Raw genomic sequence first — 19,833 nt, forward strand, 5'->3', positions numbered from 1 at the left:
CTGTTTAACTTTTCGGTTCTAGAGCAGCAAACTGGCTATCGCATCCGCTGGTAGGTCTTTAACACTTGCCGATAACGTAGTGCGCTTAGCACTTAGGCTGGTAAGCACAGCTTTAACTTATTTGGCTAAAGCTCCGTGTCTTTAGACCGGGGTTGCTTACTTATAACCGAGTATCGATCAGTCCGGCTTGTGTAACAGACTTCTCTTGCCGACTAAAAGCCAATCAATGACTTTGTTCGACTCGATAGTATTTGTCCAAGGTCGGTGGCTTTTGGCAGGATATCGATATGACATTATCGAGCCGGAATCAGCGCTTGAGTCCCAGACTAACAGGGTTGACGGTTTCCCACCAGTCCACACTTTACCTCTGAGACCCAGGTCTTGTCATACTTGCGTATGACGTTGTTACACCATGTTGAATGATATGGCAATCAGCTAACCTTGGCAACCACCTAGCTGAATTAATTTTCACTGATTTTGTAAAATTTTGTTAACAGCACTGGAATAAATTCTCTGCGCTGTACTAAGAAAGTTCCCTGTAATAATCTTAATAAGGTGTTCCATTCGGGTAAAGCAGTTTAATCCGCTTTTGACGAAGCTGTTCCTCTTCTTTGTGAAGTTCTACTAATTGCTGCACCACTTCAGACGTCACCCCTAATAGTTCAGCCATTTGATAGATTTTATCCAGTTCCGGTTCGTTCAACTCACCGTCTGCTGCTGAAGCTTTAATCGCTTGATAAACAACATCTCTTTGTACTAAGTTTTTTATTCGATCAGAAGAGTTTGCAAGCAGCTGTGCCAGATCATCATTCGCTTCGTAAACTTCCAGTTCTTTTAGTACAGATTCGGGAGCTCCCAGAGCGCTGAAATAGCTAATTTGTTCGTCTCGTTCGGCTGGAGCGAGTGTGCCATCTCCCTTCGCACAAATAAGTGCAGCTTTGCCAACGGATTGAAAATCTTCACCGTTGGGAAAGCTGGTAAAGCCGTACATCTGGTTAAAGAGCCAGAGGTTCCCTTTTCTTTGATAATCTGTAGTCGTTGTCATTGTTTTCTCCTCGGAATATTCCAGACGTTAGATTAGGATTTTGAAAGTCTATCATGCTTAATGCGGCACAATTCATCCTCCTTCAACTCAGAAGATAGGATGAGCCGCACCGCCTCGCTGAGTATTACAGCCAGTTTATTCCGCCGTAGCCAGTTCTGTGCTACCACTACTCCGACGACGAGTTAGGGTGTTGAAAAGCATTTGACCAATGGCTTTAATCAGGTTACCTTCTAATTCCTGGAACAGATTCATATTCATGCCAAATGCCGCATTTGCCTCATCAACAATCCGTTCGGCTGTGGCGTCATCAATGGGGAGTTCATTCAAGGCTTGGCGATAGTTGGCTTTGAATTCCTTTTCGTCAGGAATCTCTTGAAACTCGTAAAAGGCTGTACCTTCACCCTCGGATAAATTCATCGCCCGTTGAGCAATCTTTTTCAGGATTTGCCCCCCAGATAAATCTCCCAGATAGCGCGTGTAGCACTGGGCAATTAATAGTTCGGGTTCAGAGGCGGATACGTCGCGAATTCGCTGCACGTAGTCTTGACCGGCGGCAGAAGGCGCTATTTGGTCGCGCCAATTTGCGCCGTAGTAGTAGTATAAGTCTTGCTCTAAACTTTTCTGGCGATTGAGTTGGGGAAAGTAGATTTTTGAGAGAACCGGATGTTGGCGATGGCGCTCCATTTCTTCTTCCATCGCACAATAGACGAAGTAGAGATTGGCGACAAGTTTTCGGTACGATTTCTTTTCTACGACGCCTTTCAAAAAGCATTTGACAAATCCCACGTTTTCTGCCATGCTGTGGGCTTTTTTGGTTCCCTCACGTAACTGGGTGGCTAGATTGGTACTCATGTTAAATTTCCTATCCCTAAGGTTAACGACTTGTGTATTTTTACGTCCAAAACGTATCAAAACTGTCCCAAATGCTTAGGGTAAACTGATATGATGAGAATTGATATTAAGAATTGTAAAATTGTTGACTCAAGTCTTACCCATAGGCAATAGCTTGAAGAATAGTAGGCAGGGTGTGGGGTGTGGGGTGTCGGGCGTGGGAAGAAAAAGCAGACACCATGAACCCTAAAGGCTTTATGCCTTATACCTTATGCCTTGTCCCTGCCACAAAGGGGTAGTTAACCCGGAGTTAGGATCAATCCTGCAAGATTGTCTTAGACACAATCCGAGTTTTCTTGCGATCGGCTTCTGAGAGTTCTTCCCCAGATTGTAAACGAGTGGCGTTGGTTTGGAGGACAGTAGCTGCACTTTGATCTCCCATTTGGATCGCCGTATTGGCAGCCGTTTGTAACATTGTGGCAGCGCCTGCCCGATCGCCTTTTTGCAGTTTGGCTTCGGCTATTTGGGTTTGCCTGTATTTGGCTAATGCCAGAATTGATTTTTGGACTTTCGTGTTGGGAGCCGGTTGATAGGTACTCTGAACGTTAATCTCCACCGGGATCTGTTCCGACTTTAATCCCTCTTCCCCCGTAGCGGGGTCATCATAAAGCACTTGTAGCTTTGCGATCGCCTGATACCCCACAGACAGTTGCCCCAAATAAAGATTTGCCAGAATCACCCGTTCCGCATCCGTCATCAAATCGCCCAAGCGGACGACAAATTGATCGCCTTGGGGTTGCAGAGGCAGTTCAATCGTATCCGGCGCGACTTGGGCAATGGGTTTTAATTCGGCAAACCGCACTTTGGGCATTAATTCAAATACCAAGTAAGCATTGGTCAATCCAACGGCTTGGATGCGGTTAAACAAGCGTCCAAACTCCTGCACGGCTTGTTCTGGCTGTTCAATATAACAAAGCGCACCACTCCCAGCATCGGCAATTTTTTCCAGAACATCTTGGTTCCAATTCGCCCCAAATCCTAGGGTATTGATCGTCAGCTTGTGTTCCACCGCCAGTTGGGCTAATTTCAAGCAGCGTTTATTGTCTCCATGCTCATTTTCGCCATCCGTCAGCAGAAACACCTGAGACACGGCTTCGGCTTTTCCTTTTGCCACTTCTTCAATACCCAGTTTCAACCCCTCATCAATGGCAGTTCCCCCATCAGCAGTTAGTTGTCGGATTTGGGATTTAATCGTTTCTGTATTGTCGATCCCTTGATTGGGTACCAGCACTTTGGCACGGTGATCAAAGGCAATCACACAGATGCGATCGCCCTGTTTGAGTCGTTCAATCAGTTGAATCGCCGCTTTTTTCACTGTTTCCAGGGGACGCCCATGCATCGAGCCACTGTGGTCTAGAATTAAGCATAAATTCAAGGGTAGCGACTGATCCAGTGATTGGCTGATTGCCCGAATCGCGATCGATAACTGACGCTGGGAACTGGGTTGATTGGCATCAAGATTGATATCGCTGAGGGCAGGGTGTAAACCAACTTTCATTGTCTAAAACTCCTAAGCCAGTAAAAAGAGGTAACTATAGTAACTTTCTTGCAATACATAAGTACTAGTCTAGAGCCAGGGTTGCTCATGGCACACCCCAAATCGCCATCGATGAAAAGAACTACCCCAGGCAACTTCACGACTCACGCTACTATGTTTTAAAGATAGCGCCATTATTGCATTTCCAAGTACCGTCGATGAAACAACCGATTCAGGCAGTTCAATCAACCTACTATGGTCGGCAAAACTACCGAACCCCGCCACCGGATTTACCTTCACTGCTCCTCAACGAGCGGATTGTCTATCTGGGTTTGCCCTTGGTACCACAAGTCACCGAACTGATTGTGGCAGAACTTTTGTATTTGCAGTACGACGATCCCGACAAGCCGATTAAAATTTACATCAACTCTACGGGAACCTCCCGTTACGATGGTGAACCGATTGGCTTTGAGACGGAAGCCTTTGCCATCTGTGACACGATGAATTACATTCAACCTCCCATCCATACCATTTGTATTGGTTCGGCAATGGGGATGGCGGCGATGCTACTGTCGGCGGGGACAAAAGGCTCTCGGGCAAGCTTACCCAATGCCTCTATTGTGCTGCACCAACCCAAGAGCTATGCACGGGGTCAAGCCACAGATATCCAAATTCGAGCCAAGGAAGTGCTAGCCAACAAAAAGACCATGATGGATATTTTTGCCAAAAATACGGGTCAATCTGCCCAAAAGATTGCCAAGGATATGGAGCGGATGTTGTACCTGACCCCCTATGAGGCAAAAGAGTATGGCTTGATTGATCGTGTGTTAGAGAGCGATGAGGTTCCGGCTGCTATAGCCGCCAGTGCGTCTTAGTGCTTAATCTGGTACTCAACGGTGAGTATTTGTGGTTCGGCTTCGGGAAAACATCTAGATTAATGTCTAAACCCTTGCCTACAAAAAAGACGCGCCATGGCACGTCTGAAAAAAGTTGATCGGGGCGGGTTTAGTCCCATCTGGGTGAGAGAAGAAACGATAGTTGTCAAACCCGCCCCTACAGACCATTAAAAACGTTTTCTAGAATTCGGAGCAAATTATGCCCATTGGTATCCCTAAAGTTCCTTATCAACTTCCCGGTTCTCCTTACAGCGATTGGATTGATATCTACAATCGTCTCTACCGGGAACGAATTATTTTTCTGGGTAAAGAAGTCGATGATGAGATTACTAACCAAATCATCGCGGTGATGCTTTACCTGGATTCCGAAGACAACAACAAAGATATTTATCTGTACATCAATTCTCCTGGTGGTTCAGTTACCGCAGGCATGGCGATTTATGACACCATGCAGCATATTAAGTCGGATGTGGTGACGATTTGTGTCGGTTTAGCGGCGTCGATGGGTTCCTTCCTGCTAACGGCTGGGAAAAAGGGGAAACGGTTGGCGTTACCCCACTCGCGGATTATGATTCACCAACCCTCTGGGGGGGTGCGTGGACAAGCGACGGATATTGAGATTGAAGCCAGGGAGATTTTGCGAATCCGGCGTCAACTCAACCAAATCTACGCGGATAAGACGGGTCAATCGGTTGAGAAGATTGAAAAAGATATCGATCGCGACTTTTTTATGTCCGCTCAAGAGGCGAAAGAATACGGATTGATTGACCGTGTGATTGAGGAAAGAGCAGGATAAGATAGACGAATCGGTGGGGCAGTTCTAAAATACTGCCTCTACACCTATCAGTGCTTGTTCTGGAAATGAATCTGGCGGATTGTTATCGATTGTTGGGTTTAAGTGATGGAGCCTCTCGATCTGAGATTAAGGCATCGTATCGGCGTTTGGCACGCCAGTGTCATCCCGATGTCAATGTCGGCGATCAATTGGCTCAAACCAAGTTTATTGAGTTGACACAGGCGTATAAGCTGCTGCTGAATGTGGTTAAACCGTTGGCAACAACTCCCTCGGCTGAGGATTCCCAGACGGTTACAGTGACAAAGAAGCCGCCAACCAAACCGCCGACTATTCCCCCCCTGTCGGAGATTGAATATCAGCTCAAATGGACGTCCTACGAGCGCCTACAGCAGTTGCTCAAAGAACAACGATTTGCCCGTGCGATCGCGCTGGTGGAGGGGTTGGCGCAGCGGATTCCCCATGATCCAGAGGTGCGTCAGTGGCAAGCGATTACCTATCAATGTTGGGGACGGTATTTGGTTAAGGATGGACAATTAAATAAAGCCAGAATTTATTTGAAAAAAGCCCTGAAGACTGACCCCCATAACCGTTCCCTGTGGGCGGAAGTTGAACGAGATTTTCGTCGTATGGAACAGATGGTTTATTGATGCTCACAAACCGTTACAGATTTTTTTGAGTAAGGGTGCGATCGCTCCTTTTTTTTGGTATACTTTTATCATGGGAAAATGTGCCGACCTATAGACTCGATGCTCATCACTTCAAAGCGGAACAGTATCAGGCGCGATCGCATTCCCCAATTGTCAATAATTCTCCTTTTGGGGTAACCCGCTGGCACAAACGAACCACTAGAGAAACAGGGCGAGTTTAGTCACATTGAGATGCAACCAAAAAGATAGTAGTAAAACCCGCCCCGACAGAGGATCGGGTCGCCCTTTACTCAATTTCCTGTGTCAAAATGTGTTTCTTATGAGTTATAGGTTTTCCTTGAAATGCTTCCAAATCAGACTATTCCCCCCTTAAAAAGGGGGGCTAGGGGGGATCTCTTATTAAGTAACGGTTTAACCTTAAGTTGACAAGCATGACGCGACCTGCGCCCACAGACGTGCGCCCGCCCAATAATTAATTAGGCGCCCGATTAACAGCGTTAACCCTGGCAAGTGCTATGGGGTTTAGTTCTGAGGCGCTGGCTCAAACCGTTGATATTCCATTCACAGCTAGTGTTCCCATTGAGGTAACCTTTGACCAGGTTGTCCTTGGTACAGTGGAAACAACGGCTAGTGGTGGTTCAGTTCAACTACCTAATGTTATAGAATCCGTCAATCCAGCCACCGTAACTTTACAGTCTAACACCCCTGCTACCCTAACTGTTTCACCGCCTCGTCTCATCTCTGGGTCAACACCTGATCCGGATGGGACAACTTATGTCACGTTTGTTACAGTTGGGACACAACAGGTGACGGCGGATACGGCGGAGGTTACCATGAATCTTCCGGTGGGAATGAGTGATGTAGAAGTCGATATGCGTGTGGAAAGACCTATATCGTTTCCGGCTGGGACTTACAACTATGCGGTGACGCTGACAGTTATCCCTTAACTCGTCTATCGATGATTGGTTCTTATGTGCATATACCTTAAGGAGGGTTTCCATGATTCGTCGTTTAGCTTTATCTGGCTTTGTTATGGCGGGTGCGGTGGCGTTTAGTCCGAACGTTTTGGCGCAATCCGTTGATGTTATTTTTGAAGGGAATATTGGGGAGAGTTGTAGTTTTGCAACTCCGGTTCCAGGTGTATTAGTGTACAGGGGTGGACCACCAACGGGGGGTCCTGGACCTAATGGAAAAATTACCTCTGATGCGCCGGGAGGAGTATCGGGTACTGTCGATGTTTCCTGCAATACACCAGGAGCAGATCTTCAAATTAGTGATGCTCGTTTTGTGTCTTTTACTCCCACCAATCCAGAGTTCCCCCCTCCTCCAGGTCCGTTCCCCCCAGGTTCAGATGCTTTTTTAGATGCACGGGCAAGAGTTCCAGGTGCAGAAACATTCTATAACGGTCCGGCTGACGGTGGTGGCGGTAGTTCTAGTCCATCCATGCCCATTTTTCCTTTGAGTCCTAACCCTGGCGAACCCCTTCGACAAACCGTGGAAGTGGATTTGGGTGTTGATGGTGGATTTTTTAAAGCTGGAATTTATCAGTATGCTGTCACTTTAACAATTGTTCCATAGGAGGTTTGTAGTAAGGGCTTTAGCCCTGATCAAATTCCGCGAGAAGACCCCAATGATACCCGAATCAGGGTTAGTTGGGGAAGATGCTAATTTCTCATTTTAAAACAGGGCGAGTCGAGTTGATTAATCAGTTGTCCCGTTTACCTTAGTGCAGCGACTCGCCCCTACCCCCTACCCCCTACCCATCCCTGATACCCTTCCCTGATACGGCTATGACTTTAGCGTTTAATTCCGTCTTGCCAACCGTTACTCGCATCAGTCGCTGGGCGTTATCTGCGGCTTTACTCTGTGCAGGTGCGGCGCAAGCGCAGATGAGTGTTTCACCTTTAGTGATTGAAGCCCAAGCCAATCGCGGTCAAGCTCAGGCAATTATTAATGTTACCAATACCAGTAATCAACCCTTTCGGGGACGAATTTACGCGGAACCCTTTACTTATGGCGATAATGGGTTTCAAATCTTGGACTCTAGCCCCAGGGATTTAACCCCTTACCTGCAATTCTCACCTAGAGAATTAACTGTACCACCGGGAGTGCAGCGGCGCATTCGTTTAATTACTCGCTTTCCACCCAGTTTACCAGATGGGGAATATCGAGCCGTTGTTTTTACGGAAACGCTTCAGGAAACGACGGATACTGGGGGCAATTCTGTGGCTTTAACGGCACGAATAGGCACAACGGTTTATGTGCGTCAGGGAGAGTTATCAGCAACTTTGGCAGTGGAGAGTGCTAGTTGGAATTCTGAACAAGACCAAATTCAACTATTGGTACAAAATACCGGAATGGCATCAGCTAGAGCAGCGGTGAGTTGGACGTTAAAGCAGGGAGATACGGTTATAGATACAGGAAGTTTGAAACCAACGGGAATTGTGGCTGAGAGTGAGCGTCAGTTTCTATTGAATTATCCTGATGAAGGGCAATTGGCTACGGGTCAATATCAGCTTACGGGTGAGTTGATCTGGGCTGAAGATGATGAGCGACGGACACAGCCGTTTATTGTCGATTTGATCATTCCTACACGGTAAATGAGGGGCGATCGCTTGGTTGAGTCGATTGGTTCTGAAGTTTTGGCTGGTGGGCAGTGCCTACGGTATATCTTGTGGTGTCGAGAGGTTGATCGTTTTTAACGCAGAGGGTCGCAGAGGTTGGCGCAGAGGTTCGCAGAGGGTTCGTGGGGTTTGAGTCGGGGAGGCGATGGGTTTTGTTTTTGCTGTTTATTTGGGTTTGTTCGCTTTACTATAAAAAGGGGGTTATGTCAAAAATAATCTGTGTTTTTTACAAAAATATATGCATCCAAGTGTGCGGGTTTTGAGGGGTTTTGAGGCTAAGTTGGGTCGATTTTGATGCTATTTCAATGGTTTTGGGGAATGGTGTCTAGGATTGGAGGAAAATTGGATGGACTTCCCCAGATTTTTAATTCTACTAAATCGCTGGATTGACGTAAATCCGTTAGTAGTTGAGAATTATTCTCACTGTTTTTGGGGCGGTTAAGTTCTGTAAATTAACAAAAATCTGATTGAAGTTGGGTGGGGGGAAAAGTTTTCGTTATCATCAGCTGTCATGGATAGCTTACAGGAAGAATGTCGGCAATATTTGATTGGGGTGAGACTGCTAAAATGGTGGATTAGATATTAGAGGTTTTCCGGGCGCAAGACGAGGCGCCCCTACGTGATATATTCTGTTGGGTGGCAAATCCCGATCGCGCTGGGTTTGGCTGTGGGAATAGCGGCTAAAGCTTTTTCTCAAAGCAATTCCAGTCTTGATCCGCATTTAATCGGTCAAACACAGAGGGAGGATTCAGTGACTCCGGTTATGGAAATTTCCGGTAACTTTATGGTGTTTCCGGTGGGGGTGAATGTGGGTGGGCGCCCGGTGATTTTTAGTGTTTTGGTGCGGGGAAAGGAAGATGGTAGTCAAGCGGTTGCGTTTGAGAAGTGGCTGATTCCTTATGATGCGGTGGTTCAGGCGTTGAAGCTGGATGTGACACCTTTACCGGATGGACAATTGGACGTGCGATCGCCTGGATTGATTACTCGCCTCAATCCCCAGGAGTTAAAGCATGATCCGGAGTTGGGGTTGGTTTTTTCGATTCAAGAGTTACAAAGGTTACTCGGTGTTCCCGCAGAATTTGATATTAATGAGTATGCGATTATCCTGAATCCCCCTTGGTTGGGACAAAAAACCGGGGGGATTGCGACAGAAACCCCAGTGCAAGGGGAATGAGTTGGGGTTTCGCTCAGAATTGAATTATAATCTATCGCGGCGTTTTCTGGGTGATGGCTATTCTGTACTGCTGAGTTATGAAACCCGCAACCTCCAGCAGCGGGATAATTTAGCCACAATTGGCTGGCGTTATCGATCTAAGGCGCGATCGCAAGATGGGAGTTATCTGTGGGAAACTCTGTTGGGCTATGGCTTGGGTTCTCAGGGTTCGGGCTGGATTGCTCAGCTACAGACTACGATTATACCGGGTTTGCTTTTGCGTGGGCGTTATGATGGGGTATCCTTAACCTCGAATGAAGCTAATTATAGCCTAGAACTGGTGGCGAGTTTAAATGTACAGGAGGGGGTAACTCCTGGCGATCGCCAATCAGATCGGTTTCGCGATCGCGGTGGGATATTGATTCAGCCGTTTTTTGACCGTAACAATAACCGTATTCTAGATAGTGGCGAAGATATTTACACCGAAAACCCAGAGTTATTATTAATTCTCAATAACCAACCCATTCAATCCTTTCGTCCCCAAGTCCAAGGGGATCGAATTGGGCTACGTTTACCACCGGGAACCTATCGCCTTGACTTTGATCCGTCTGGATTTCCCCTCGATTGGCAAACTGTCGATGAGGCGTATGGGGTGGAGGTGGTGGCGGGAAGTTATACATTAGTCCAAGTTCCTCTGGTGTTGTCCTATACTCTCTCTGGAGTGGTGACTGACGCCGAAGGAAATCCCGTTGCTGGGGCGAGGGTAGAAGCGATTAGGGTTGATGGCGAACAACGACGATTTTCCGTCACTAATGGGGCGGGTGTCTATTATCTCGAACAGTTACCCCAGGGAACTTTTACCCTACAAATCAATCAGGAACCCGCCCAACCGGAGACAATCACCCTGGATGAGGATTCAGAACCCTTTCAGGAATTAAACCTGCGATCGCCTTAACCCACTCTGGGAACTTGAAACTGGGAACTAAAGTTTCACCAATCATTTAGATATGCTCTATAATATAAAGCTTCGTAAAAAAATCAGCTTTTAATTTATAGCATAGTTTGACAATTTCAACTCATTTTAGCGAGATTTTTTTCTACCCCACTGACACTTGGCATTTATTTCTTTATACTAGAGAAAGCGGCGGCAAAATAATGCATAAATTTAGTGACCCTGCGACCTCACCAAACCGAGACCAAGGTCAGCTTTGGTTTATAGGTTATCATTCACAAATTGACAATGGATAATGAACAATGGATAATGACCTCTCCTTAAAAGAAGAGGATTGAAATTAAGGAAAATCTTTTTTAATTTCTTCGTAAATGAAGATGTCTTAGACCCAATTAATAATTGTCAATTATCAATTATTAATTATCCATTGATAAAAACCTCTTCTGATGTCGATCAACTACCCCCGACAGGATAACGTTTGATCGATTTAATCCATTAAACCAGTCCAGTGCATTTCTACCTCAAGATCAGGGAACGCTCATGTCTACACCGATTCAGTTCAGCCGTTGGTTAGCGATAGTATTGATCATCCCGTTGGCATTTCTGAAGCATGAACCGCTACAAGCTGAGTCCATAAAAGCGGCTGACGATGGGACAGGTACAAGTATTAATTTAGACGGTAACCAATTTAATATTACAGGCGGAACTCTTTCCGGAGATGGCGCGAATCTGTTCCACAGTTTCCAGCAATTTGGACTCAATGCTAATCAAATTGCTAACTTTTTATCCAATCCGCAAATTCGTAATATTTTGGGTAGAGTTTCGGGGAATGAAGCGTCGATTATTCATGGGTTAATTCAGGTCAGTGGGGGAAACTCTAATCTATTTTTGATGAACCCATCGGGCTTTATTTTTGGGTCTAATGCCAGTCTGAATGTGCCAGGAAGTTTTACTGCGACGACGGCAAATGGGATTGGGTTTGAGAATGGTTGGTTTAATTCCAGTGGTGAGACAAACTACCAATCGTTAGTCGGTTCCCCAAATCGTTTTGCGTTTACGATGAATCAGCCCGGAAGCATTATTAATGCGGGTGAATTAGCTGTAAGTGAGGGAGAAAATTTAACCCTGCTGGCGGGTCAAGTGATCAACACGGGAACCCTTTCTTCTCCTGGAGGGACGATTACAATTACGGCGGTTCCTGGAGAAAAAGTAGTCCGGATTTCTCAAGCTGGGATGTTACTTTCGTTAGAATTTGAAGCCGCGACAGTGGGAGATTCTCTACCAACAGCAGACGGAATTTCACCCTTACAATTAGCTGAGTTACTCACCGGACATCAGGAAGAAGAGAGTACAGGCGTTACTGTTGACTCAGAAAATAGGGTGCGACTCATAGGTTCAGATGTCGAGATTCCCACCCTATCAGGAACAACAATTCTGTCGGGCGTAATTGATACGTCTAGTGAGCAAGTGGGGGGTAATGTCTACCTAGTCGGCGAACAAGTAGGATTAATGAATGCCACTATTAATGCCTCTGGTGGTGATAAAGGTGGCACTATTTTGATTGGCGGCGGGTTTCAAGGACAAGGTGCGATACCGAATGCTTTACGGACATTTGTGAGTCAGGATTCCGTTATTTATGCCGATGGAATAAATACAGGAAATGCTGGACAGGTTGTGGCTTGGGCAGATAAAATTAACCGTTTTTATGGCAGTGTGAGTGCCAAAGGGGGCGACATTTCCGGTGATGGTGGCTTGGTGGAGATATCGGCGAAGGATAGTTTAATTTTCCGAGGATTGGTTGATGTTGGAGTAACATCTGGGAATTCAGGAACTATTTTATTTGATCCGAAGAATATCACGATTAGTGAGGGAGAAACGGAGAGTTTCAATCTCAATAATGAATTTGGCGAGAATCCAGGCAACTCGGTTACCTTTGATACGGATCAGCTCAATGAGCTCATGGGAAATGTTGTTCTACAAGCGAATAATGATATTACGATTAATCAGAGTATCAATGTGTTTAACATTAGCACGTTAACGCTGCAAGCGGGCAGAAGTATCACCATTAATAATGTGATCATTACCTTAAACGGCGGCAACTTGAGCGCCACAATTAATGATGAAAATGCTGTAGGAACCCAGCGAGATTCAGGAGTTGCCCAATTTGTGATGAATTCAGAGTCGCAAATTTTGACGGATGGGGGTAATATTTCCATAAAACCGGGAAGCTTTGGCGGTGAAGTTATAGGAACAGTACAGCTTAATGGTGGAACTCTTAATTCTGGGACAGGTACGATTGATATTACCGGCAGAGGAAGTCTTGACGGTGCAACAAAAACGGGGATTTTTCTGAGTAATGGTGCGGTTGTGAAATCAACAGGAGAAGGCGCTATTATCCTAGAGGGAACAGGTGGCGCTGGAACAAATGCGACTCGCGGTATCGAGATACAAAATCCTGGAACAAGGGTAAGTTCCGAGGATGGGGATATTTTAATTAACGGCATTGGTGGAGACTCAACCGGAAACGATAACTTTGGTATTTTTATGTTGGGTGGTGTGGTTGAATCCACAGGTACAGGCAATATTAATCTCCAAGGAACAGCGGGAACGGGAACAGATGGGAATCGGGGTATTCAGATTCAAAATGAAGGAACCGTAAGTTCAAACAATGGTGATATTGTCCTAAGTGGTGCAGCCGGAAATGCCACGGGAAATAATAACTTTGGTATTTTTATGCTGAGTGGCAGTGTAGTTGAATCCACAGGTTCAGGAATGATTACCGTGGAAGGTACAGGGGGAACAGAGGCTTCCAGTCGCGGAATTCAGATTCAGGATTCGGGGACAAAGGTAAGTTCTAATACGGGTAATATTCTTCTTAACAGTACGGGTCAAGATACAACAGCATCAGATAATATTGGTATTTCTCTGCTGGGAAGTGGTACGGTTGAATCCCAGGGTACTGGTAATATTACCTTAACCAGCGAAGGGAGCATTGATACCCGTGGTGGAATCTTGGATAGTGGTTCATCCACAACGGGTGGAACAATTACGCTAACGGCGCAAAATGGGGCGATTACGACGGGTGATATTAATACATCTGGCGATATAAATGGTGGGGATGTTGTCATCGAAGCCAACCGGGAAATTACCACTGGGAAACTTAACACAACTGGTGGTTCTGGAGGAGGAGGTAATGTTAGCCTTAATGCCCCTAATGATATTCAAGTTAGCTGGATTAAGACAGAAGGGGGTACAACAGGCGGTGCAGTTGATGTTAACACCGACAGCTTTTTCCGCGCCACCGATATCTTTACCGCCGTTAATGGAATACCTGCGAGTATCTCCACAATTGGGGGGAGTGAAGGGGGCAATATTACGATTAGCCATGGCGGAGAGAATGAAACACCTTTTGAAATCGGTGATGCGACGACGAATGGCATAGCCGCCGCCCTTACCACGGGTAGTGCGACAATTTCTCCGGTGGAATCATTCCCCTCAACTCAAACAACAGGAAATATTCAGATTATTAGTGCAGGTTCTCCACAGACGCCTGTACCGCCACAGACACCTGTTCCTCCACAGATAAACCCAATTCTTTCCCCGGATGAGATTTACAATCTTTATGAGGGGATTGATTCAGACAATCTTATCGAGTCTTTGCCCTTTATCGAAACCACAGAAAATGTGACTCAAGGGCTGCCAATTATAAACGCCTCAACCGCACTTTTGACCCTACAGAATGCATCGGAGGCGACGAATCGCTATATTGAATCTTTAGAACAAGCCCGACTGAAAGAATTTGCGGATTACTTTGGGCAGGATTTCTCTCAATATTCGATTTCCTTAACCAGTATTGAACAGAAGTTGGCAGAAATTGAACGGCAAACCGGGAATCGTTCTGCCGTAATTTATGCGGTAACCCAACCGGATAGCGTGAAATTAGTCCTCTTTACCGCCGCCGCCGAACCTGTCACTAAAGTTATCCCGGTTAATCGCGACCAACTTTTACAAACTACGAACGAACTACGAGTACAACTTACAGATGCATTTCGCCGCCGGGGGAATGGTTATTTGCAACCCGCGCAACAACTTTATCAGTGGTTAATTGCACCGATTGCATCGGAACTGGAAGCGGCTGAAATTGATACGTTACTCTTTTCCATGGATGCGGGATTGCGGACGATACCTATGCCAGTCTTGCATGATGGTGAACAGTTTTTGATTGAAAACTACAGCCTCAGCATGATTCCCACATTCAGCCTGATGAATAGTAATTATCAGCCGATGACAAATCCGCAAATTTTGGCGATGGGGGCATCAGAATTTACGGAACTTAATCCGTTACCAGCGGTTCCGGTAGAGTTATCAACGATTGCCCAGGAAGTGGGTGGTCAAGTCTTTCTTAATCAGGAGTTTACATTAGAAAATTTAATTCAAGAACGCCAGCGTTATCCTTACGAAATTATTCACTTAGGAACTCATGCCGATTTTAAATCTGGGGGACCGAGTAATTCCTATGTGCAGTTGTGGAATGAAAAGCTAACCTTAGCCCAAATGCAACAGATGAATTGGGATAATCCGCCTGTGGAGTTATTGGTATTATCAGCTTGTCGCACGGCGGTGGGAGATAACCAAGCGGAGTTAGGCTTTGCCGGATTAGCTGTGGCGTCGGGTGTGAAGAGTGCCTTGGGTAGTGTATGGCAGGTGAGTGACCAAGGTACATTAGCCTTAATGACTGAATTTTATAACCAACTGGGTCAGACTCAAATTAAGGCAGAGGCGCTACGAGAAGCCCAGTTATCAATGTTGCGGGGAAATGTGGTGATTGAAGGGGGACAATTGCGCGGGAGTGGGACAGGGGGTGGGGTATTATTACCGCCACAATTGGCTGAGTTGGGACAAGTTGATTTATCCCATCCTTATTATTGGTCGGGATTTATGATGATTGGTAGTCCGTGGTAAGTCATTTGTCAGGCTATCGGTCTAAGGCGGGACATTTTGGTGAGGAAAGGGAACAGGGAACAGTCATTCTAAGAACTCCCTTTTGATAAGGCGATTAAAATCGCAACTACACAAACTTTCGTCCGCCTGCGCGGACTTTTGCGGACTGGTTAATAATGGCGGTGACTAACCTGGATGGGGGATTATGTGCCTTTGTTTCAGGGGTTTAGGGTTGGTTTTTGGGATTAAAGCAAGGCTTTAATTTTCTGCCACAATTTTACCAGATTTTGATGCCATTTTTGCCAACGCCTACGATTAGTCGCCAGGTTTTGTAGCATCCACAGTTCATCATCATCCGGCTGCAAGTTTAACGCCTGATTGTAAGCGGTAACGGCTTCCTGATAGCGTTGTAATTCTTGAAGGGCATTTCCACGTTCTGTCCAGTAGTTATAATCTTGTTTGAGTTGCAAGGCTTGATCATAACTGTCAATCGCTTCTTCATAGCGCCTTAACCTAAATAAAGTCTTACCGCGCAAATACCAAGTATAATAATTTTGGGGGTGAATCCGCAATGAGTTATGATAACACTCAATCATCGATTCGTAGTCTTTTAGATTTAAAAGTACAACCGCTTTGGTGTTCCAGGCTAACTCATAATCTAGATTACTCTCCAAAGCGCGATCGCAACTCTCAAGCGCCTCCTGATAACGTTCTAGGTGATTTAAGATCATCGCCCGATTATGCCAAGCTTTAGCCGAATTTGGATTTACTTTGATCCCTTGATCGAAGGATACCAGCGCCTCTTGATAACGATGTAACTGATACAACAGAGAACCGCGACTACAGCAGGTTTCCTCATCATCTGGTTGAATTGCCAAGGCGTTATCGTAGGATGCAATTGCTTCCTGCTGGCGATTTAATTTCCGTAATGTGTTCCCCCGATCAATCCAGGCTTTCCTATAGTTGGGGTTAATCGCTAAGGCGTGATTGTAGGAGTCAATCGCTTTTTCATACCGCTTGAACTTCCGCAACGCTATTGCCCGGTTGTACCATACTTTGACATCATTTGGGTTTAAGGTTAAGGCTTTATCGTAGGACGCGATCGCTTGGTCATAGTATTTTAAGTTTTGTAGTGTAATCCCCCGATAGTTCCATATTTTTGGATGATCAGGATTAAACTGTAACGCTTTATCGAAACTCGCTAAAGCTTCTTCCTCACGTTCTAAATGGTGTAACGCTACCCCCTGATGATACCAAGCTGAGGTGCAATCGGTCTTAAGTGTGATTGCTTCATCGTAATAAACAAGCGCACCTTCATAATCTCCTTTTTCGGCTAAAGCATCTGCCTTTTCTACCTTTAAATCAGCCTTATCCTTAGCGGTATCAGGGTAGGATAAGGGACTGGAAATTGTTAAAGTTGGGTGTGAATGTTGTTGAGATTTAGGGAGGGAATCCCACTCAGAACTCATTTCGTTCATTAACATGGGCAGACTCAGTAAGGCGTGCTCAAGATTCCAGCTTAATTTTAGCTGCCAAGCCTTTAAGCTGGAATCTTCCTAAATAAATAAATTCGGCTTCTGCAAATCCTCTGAAAACGTTATTGTAGTGAACGTAAGGTTAGAAAAAAAGATATGGCGGTTCAGTTGCGGCGACCTATTTTAGTGGGCGGTATTGCTTTATCCTTTGGATTATGGCTGCTCCCGACTGTGCATCAGTCAGTGGCGGAGTGGGGAGAAGTTGGAGTCTTGGGCGCGATCGCACTCGGTACTGGGGTATGGTTGTTTAACAAGGGAAGCTCTCGTCTGGTGGAGTTTTCACCCCCTTGCTCACCTCTAGATCGAGGGACTGTAGAGAGGGCGATTCAAGAGGCTGAATCCGCGATCGCTCGCCTCGAAACAGAAGTCGAGAACCCCTATATTAGCACATCGTTACGACAGCAGGTTTGCCAATTAACCGCCCAATTGGAGCGACAAAACCTGGAACTGCTGATCACCGGGGGTAAAGGCGTGGGAAAATCTCGCTTGGTGCAAGTGTTAGAATCAAAGGGGTTATCGGAGCAATTCCCCACGGTAAGCCTACAAGAAACCACCGCCTTATATGCAGGCGATCGCACTCAGGATCTGATCCCAAACTTAGATTTAATCCTCTTTGTGATCACCAGTGACTTGACAGATTCAGAGTTTCAGCTTTTACACCATCTCAAAAGCCTCAATCAGCGAATTCTCCTAATCTTTAATAAACAAGACCAATATTTACCCCCAGAACGAGTGATAGTGTTGCAACAATTGCGACAACGACTCGTCCAACTCTTACCCCCAGAGGATATCGTTGCGATCGCGGCTTCCCCCACTCCGGTAAAAGTACGCCAGCATCAATCGGATGGCTCAGTTAAAGAATGGCTAGAGGAACAACCCGCCGATGTAACGGCTCTGACGCAACGATTAAACCTGATCTTAACTCAAGACGCCCAACAGTTGATATGGGGAACAACCCTCAGAGCGGCGGTAAGCCTAAAAGCCGAAGCCAAAACCGCCCTAAATCAAGCCAGACGCGATCGCGCTTTACCGCTGATTGAACAGTATCAGTGGATTACCGCCGCCACTGCGTTTGCTAACCCGGTTCCCGCCTTAGATTTACTCGCCACGGCGGCAATTAGTAGCCAATTAGTGATTGAATTAGCCGGCATTTATCAGCAAAAATTTTCCCTATCCCAAGCCCAATCCGCTGCCAAAACATTGAGTAGCTTAATGGTTAAACTCGGTCTTGTGGAACTCTCCACCCAAACTATTGGTAGTATTCTCAAAAGCAACGCTTTTACTTATATAGCTGGCGGTGCTGTACAAGGTGTTAGCGCGGCTTATCTCACCCGATTAGCGGGTCTTAGTTTAATCGAATATTTCCAAGAACAGGAGATTACTCAACAGACAGCAACCGATCAACCCTTAAATTTTGAACGCCTGAAAGAGAAGCTGCAAACTGTTTTCCAACAAAATCAACGGATGGGGTTTTTAGCAGGATTTGTGCAGCAAGCAGTAAGACGCTTGCACTTAAATTCTTGTTCTAAGGTGTCCGTCTAGTCATAGCAGTAGAGACGTTCCGGCGGAACGTCTAATCAATTTTAGGGGTGGGTTTTACCGATAACGTTAACGTAGAGACGTTGCATGCAACGTCTCTACAGGATTACTGTTCTGCGTCAGTCGTAGAAACGGAAGGAATAGAGCCCTCCCCATAACCCACATCAAACACAATAGCGAATTGTAAATTAGGCATCATCCGCTTCAAAATACGCAAATGACCTTCAGCATCGCCACGACGACGGAAGTTACCCACGATGACATGTTGCAAATTAGATTGCAAGCGGACAATTTTCCACGGACTTAACCTGTCTTGATAATTCATAACACTCTTTCCTATAAAACCCCTTATGTCAACGACCCATGACTAATGGCTAAACACGATAGTCAGGGTGGAGATTATGGATAGAGAACCCTGTGAGATCATGTTTCAGTCTTATATAGTGATACAGCTTTCATCAGCGCTATCGGGATAGAGTCCCTGGTACCGCGACCTTAGACGTTAAAACTGTGTCAGGGCACGTCTACAGGTTGTCCGAAAAAAGAGAGTTTAGTAGCTTTTGTTACAGTTTTCCGGACTACTAGCATCGGTTTCGTTGATGATAAACCTTCTGCCTTTTGCGATACCTCACTGAATTTTCCTGAATTTTACCCATATTTTAATGTTATCGATTTCATTTTAATCCTCAATTATTACAAATTAAGTTTTGATTTTGCCGATTAAACTAAAAACATCAAAATTGGAAACCATACAGGATGAGTTTGACTTGTTATATACTGTGGAGCGTACTGATTTAATCAATCGAGCCATCGCAGCTATTTCATCACTCGATCAACGTTATCCTAATCGAGGGTATCAGAAACTATGGCAGGGTAAAGTCCAAGGCAAAACCCAAGTCGAACTGCTTGCTGATTTGGGCTTAAAAAGTCAAGGTGCTGTCTCAAAACGTTGGCGCGAGTTATTAGAACGCCTTGCTGAGGAGTTGGGATTATTGCAAACGGCGACTCTCCAACTCGAAGTGAAAGCCACAAAGGGTCAAAACCTGCGGCGATTGCGCTCAACTCAAAGTTGGTAGTGCTAAATTATACCAAATCTGCCTTGGAAACCCCATGCAAGAGGCGATTGAAATCGCTGCTACACAAACTTGCGTCCGCCTGCGCGGACTAAATTTTCACCAATTGACAATGGATAATGAACAATGGATAATGACCTCTCCTTAAAAGAAGAGGATTGAAATTAAGGAAAATTTTTTTTAATTTCTTCGTAAACGAAGAGGTCTTAGACCCAATTAATCAATTGTCAATTATCAATTATTAATTATCCATTGATAAAGGGG

Annotated in this window: 17 protein-coding genes; 12 read left to right on the forward strand and 5 right to left on the reverse strand. The window is 45.6% G+C overall.

From position 1 onward, the window contains the following. Window positions 1-547 precede the first annotated feature (547 nt). The 3 genes from RLO19_RS22480 to RLO19_RS22490 form a co-directional block, all read right to left on the reverse strand. The gene (locus tag RLO19_RS22480; RefSeq protein WP_446359642.1) at window positions 548-1,045 is read right to left on the reverse strand and encodes a TerB family tellurite resistance protein; all 498 of its coding nucleotides are present in this window, start codon (window positions 1,043-1,045) and stop codon (window positions 548-550) included. A 135-nt stretch (window positions 1,046-1,180) separates the two neighbouring features. Further along, window positions 1,181-1,897, reverse strand: coding sequence for a biliverdin-producing heme oxygenase (locus tag RLO19_RS22485; RefSeq protein WP_446359643.1), 717 nt, complete (start codon window positions 1,895-1,897; stop codon window positions 1,181-1,183). 295 nt (window positions 1,898-2,192) lie between these two features. Beyond that, window positions 2,193-3,434, reverse strand: a complete 1,242-nt coding sequence (locus RLO19_RS22490; RefSeq protein ID WP_446359644.1) for a vWA domain-containing protein — start codon at window positions 3,432-3,434, stop codon at window positions 2,193-2,195. A 197-nt stretch (window positions 3,435-3,631) separates the two neighbouring features. Between RLO19_RS22490 and RLO19_RS22495 the strand changes: the two genes are divergently transcribed. From RLO19_RS22495 to RLO19_RS22540, 10 genes are all read left to right on the forward strand, one after another. Continuing rightward, a complete protein-coding gene (locus RLO19_RS22495) occupies window positions 3,632-4,288 on the forward strand; it encodes an ATP-dependent Clp protease proteolytic subunit (RefSeq protein ID WP_446337388.1) in 657 nt (218 codons plus the stop codon). A gap of 220 nt (window positions 4,289-4,508) precedes the next feature. Further along, complete coding sequence (locus RLO19_RS22500) at window positions 4,509-5,105, forward strand: ATP-dependent Clp protease proteolytic subunit (RefSeq protein ID WP_446359645.1); 597 nt, start codon at window positions 4,509-4,511, stop codon at window positions 5,103-5,105. 65 nt (window positions 5,106-5,170) lie between these two features. Next, window positions 5,171-5,752, forward strand: coding sequence for a J domain-containing protein (locus RLO19_RS22505; protein WP_446359657.1), 582 nt, complete (start codon window positions 5,171-5,173; stop codon window positions 5,750-5,752). Window positions 5,753-5,832: 80 nt separating this feature from the next. Continuing rightward, complete coding sequence (locus RLO19_RS22510; RefSeq protein ID WP_446359646.1) at window positions 5,833-5,973, forward strand: hypothetical protein; 141 nt, start codon at window positions 5,833-5,835, stop codon at window positions 5,971-5,973. Window positions 5,974-6,267: 294 nt separating this feature from the next. After that, window positions 6,268-6,699 (forward strand): hypothetical protein, encoded by a 432-nt coding sequence (locus tag RLO19_RS22515; protein WP_446359647.1) that lies wholly within the window; start codon window positions 6,268-6,270, stop codon window positions 6,697-6,699. Between the two features lie 52 nt (window positions 6,700-6,751). Next, window positions 6,752-7,330, forward strand: a complete 579-nt coding sequence (locus RLO19_RS22520) for a hypothetical protein (protein ID WP_446359648.1) — start codon at window positions 6,752-6,754, stop codon at window positions 7,328-7,330. 212 nt (window positions 7,331-7,542) lie between these two features. Next, on the forward strand, window positions 7,543-8,352 hold the full coding sequence (locus RLO19_RS22525) for a P pilus assembly protein, chaperone PapD (protein WP_446359649.1): 810 nt from the start codon (window positions 7,543-7,545) through the stop codon (window positions 8,350-8,352). Between the two features lie 643 nt (window positions 8,353-8,995). Next, window positions 8,996-9,550, forward strand: coding sequence for a hypothetical protein (locus RLO19_RS22530; protein WP_446359650.1), 555 nt, complete (start codon window positions 8,996-8,998; stop codon window positions 9,548-9,550). Continuing rightward, a complete protein-coding gene (locus tag RLO19_RS22535; protein ID WP_446359651.1) occupies window positions 9,519-10,484 on the forward strand; it encodes a carboxypeptidase-like regulatory domain-containing protein in 966 nt (321 codons plus the stop codon). The genes RLO19_RS22530 and RLO19_RS22535 overlap by 32 nt, the downstream gene beginning before the upstream one ends. A 537-nt stretch (window positions 10,485-11,021) precedes the next feature. Further along, window positions 11,022-15,443: a CHAT domain-containing protein gene (locus RLO19_RS22540; protein ID WP_446359652.1), complete on the forward strand. Its 4,422-nt coding sequence runs from the start codon at window positions 11,022-11,024 to the stop codon at window positions 15,441-15,443. Between the two features lie 224 nt (window positions 15,444-15,667). Here the strand turns inward: RLO19_RS22540 and RLO19_RS22545 are convergent, their stop codons facing one another. Beyond that, the gene (locus RLO19_RS22545; protein ID WP_446359653.1) at window positions 15,668-16,891 is read right to left on the reverse strand and encodes a tetratricopeptide repeat protein; all 1,224 of its coding nucleotides are present in this window, start codon (window positions 16,889-16,891) and stop codon (window positions 15,668-15,670) included. A 162-nt stretch (window positions 16,892-17,053) separates the two neighbouring features. Here RLO19_RS22545 and RLO19_RS22550 point away from each other — a divergent pair, with 162 nt between their 5' ends. After that, window positions 17,054-18,499 carry a YcjF family protein gene (locus tag RLO19_RS22550; protein ID WP_446359654.1) on the forward strand — a complete coding sequence of 482 codons (1,446 nt, stop codon included), beginning with the start codon at window positions 17,054-17,056 and terminating at the stop codon, window positions 18,497-18,499. Between the two features lie 103 nt (window positions 18,500-18,602). Here the strand turns inward: RLO19_RS22550 and RLO19_RS22555 are convergent, their stop codons facing one another. Further along, complete coding sequence (locus tag RLO19_RS22555; protein ID WP_446359655.1) at window positions 18,603-18,821, reverse strand: hypothetical protein; 219 nt, start codon at window positions 18,819-18,821, stop codon at window positions 18,603-18,605. A 415-nt stretch (window positions 18,822-19,236) separates the two neighbouring features. On the opposite strand from RLO19_RS22555, the gene RLO19_RS22560 reads away from it, so the two are divergent. After that, window positions 19,237-19,572, forward strand: coding sequence for a hypothetical protein (locus RLO19_RS22560; RefSeq protein WP_446359656.1), 336 nt, complete (start codon window positions 19,237-19,239; stop codon window positions 19,570-19,572). Window positions 19,573-19,833: the final 261 nt, after the last annotated feature.

This window comes from Coleofasciculus sp. G2-EDA-02 (assembly GCF_040226375.1).
GTDB lineage: Bacteria > Cyanobacteriota > Cyanobacteriia > Cyanobacteriales > Coleofasciculaceae > Coleofasciculus.

Excerpts from the sequence above, each read along its gene's own strand:
- RLO19_RS22485 (WP_446359643.1), bottom strand. The coding sequence starts at position 1,897 with ATGAGTACCAATCTAGCCACCCAGTTACGTGAGGGAACCAAAAAAGCC.
- RLO19_RS22555 (WP_446359655.1), bottom strand. The coding sequence starts at position 18,821 with ATGAATTATCAAGACAGGTTAAGTCCGTGGAAAATTGTCCGCTTGCAA.
- RLO19_RS22520 (WP_446359648.1), top strand. The coding sequence starts at position 6,752 with ATGATTCGTCGTTTAGCTTTATCTGGCTTTGTTATGGCGGGTGCGGTG.
- RLO19_RS22490 (WP_446359644.1), bottom strand. The coding sequence starts at position 3,434 with ATGAAAGTTGGTTTACACCCTGCCCTCAGCGATATCAATCTTGATGCC.
- RLO19_RS22540 (WP_446359652.1), top strand. The coding sequence starts at position 11,022 with ATGTCTACACCGATTCAGTTCAGCCGTTGGTTAGCGATAGTATTGATC.
- RLO19_RS22545 (WP_446359653.1), bottom strand. The coding sequence starts at position 16,891 with ATGAGTTCTGAGTGGGATTCCCTCCCTAAATCTCAACAACATTCACAC.
- RLO19_RS22500 (WP_446359645.1), top strand. The coding sequence starts at position 4,509 with ATGCCCATTGGTATCCCTAAAGTTCCTTATCAACTTCCCGGTTCTCCT.
- RLO19_RS22480 (WP_446359642.1), bottom strand. The coding sequence starts at position 1,045 with ATGACAACGACTACAGATTATCAAAGAAAAGGGAACCTCTGGCTCTTT.
- RLO19_RS22525 (WP_446359649.1), top strand. The coding sequence starts at position 7,543 with ATGACTTTAGCGTTTAATTCCGTCTTGCCAACCGTTACTCGCATCAGT.
- RLO19_RS22515 (WP_446359647.1), top strand. The coding sequence starts at position 6,268 with ATGGGGTTTAGTTCTGAGGCGCTGGCTCAAACCGTTGATATTCCATTC.
- RLO19_RS22505 (WP_446359657.1), top strand. The coding sequence starts at position 5,171 with ATGAATCTGGCGGATTGTTATCGATTGTTGGGTTTAAGTGATGGAGCC.
- RLO19_RS22550 (WP_446359654.1), top strand. The coding sequence starts at position 17,054 with ATGGCGGTTCAGTTGCGGCGACCTATTTTAGTGGGCGGTATTGCTTTA.
- RLO19_RS22495 (WP_446337388.1), top strand. The coding sequence starts at position 3,632 with ATGAAACAACCGATTCAGGCAGTTCAATCAACCTACTATGGTCGGCAA.